This window comes from Streptococcus equinus ATCC 9812, from assembly GCF_000187265.1.
Taxonomy (GTDB): Bacteria; Bacillota; Bacilli; order Lactobacillales; family Streptococcaceae; genus Streptococcus; species Streptococcus equinus.
Window position 1 is genome coordinate 1 of record NZ_GL698439.1, and the last position, 1,002, is coordinate 1,002.

The following is a 1,002-nucleotide window of genomic DNA, read 5'->3' on the forward strand; positions in this document are numbered from 1 at the left end:
CGGATCAGAAATAGAAGAATTACAGCGCAACACAGCAATAAAAATGCGCCGCCTGAACCACCAGGCTATATCTGCCACTCATTGTTGTGAGTGTGGCGATCCGATAGATGAACGAAGACGCCTGGTCGTTCAGGGTTGTCGGACTTGTGCAAGTTGCCAGGAGGATCTGGAACTTATCAGTAAACAGAGAGGTTCGAAGTGAGCGAAATTAACTCTCAGGCACTGCGTGAAGCGGCAGAGCAGGCAATGCATGACGACTGGGGATTTGACGCAGACCTTTTCCATGAATTGGTAACACCATCGATTGTGCTGGAACTGCTGGATGAACGGGAAAGAAACCAGCAATACATCAAACGCCGCGACCAGGAGAACGAGGATATTGCGCTAACAGTAGGGAAACTGCGTGTTGAGCTTGAAACAGCAAAATCAAAACTCAACGAGCAGCGTGAGTATTACGAAGGTGTTATCTCGGATGGGAGTAAGCGTATTGCTAAACTGGAAAGCAACGAAGTCCGTGAAGACGGAAACCAGTTTCTTGTTGTTCGCCATCCTGGGAAGACTCCTGTTATCAAGCACTGCACTGGTGACCTGGAAGAGTTTCTGCGGCAGTTAATCGAACAAGACCCGTTAGTAACTATCGACATCATTACGCATCGCTATTACGGGGTTGGAGGTCAATGGGTTCAGGATGCAGGTGAGTATCTGCATATGATGTCTGACGCTGGCATTCGCATCAAAGGAGAGTGAGATCGGTTTTGTAAAAGATAACGCTTGTGAAAATGCTGAATTTCGCGTCGTCTTCACAGCGATGCCAGAGTCTGTAGTGTCAGATGATGACCGTACTCAAACATCGGGTTGAGTATTATCTTACTGTTTCTTTACATAAACATTGCTGATACCGTTTAGCTGAAACGACATACATTGCAAGGAGTTTATAAATGAGTATCAATGAGTTAGAGTCTGAGCAAAAAGATTGGGCGTTATCAATGTTGTGCAGATCCG

Annotated in this window: 2 protein-coding genes; both read left to right on the forward strand. The window is 46.2% G+C overall.

Features of this window, described 5'->3' with window-relative positions:
* The first annotated feature begins 43 nt into the window (after window positions 1-43).
* Window positions 44-202, forward strand: a complete 159-nt coding sequence (locus HMPREF0819_RS08465; protein WP_229041931.1) for a TraR/DksA family transcriptional regulator — start codon at window positions 44-46, stop codon at window positions 200-202.
* A complete protein-coding gene (locus tag HMPREF0819_RS08470) occupies window positions 199-747 on the forward strand; it encodes an ead/Ea22-like family protein (protein WP_001289873.1) in 549 nt (182 codons plus the stop codon). Before HMPREF0819_RS08465 ends, HMPREF0819_RS08470 begins: the two co-directional genes overlap by 4 nt.
* Window positions 748-1,002: the final 255 nt, after the last annotated feature.

Excerpts from the sequence above, each read along its gene's own strand:
- HMPREF0819_RS08465 (WP_229041931.1), top strand. The coding sequence starts at position 44 with ATGCGCCGCCTGAACCACCAGGCTATATCTGCCACTCATTGTTGTGAG.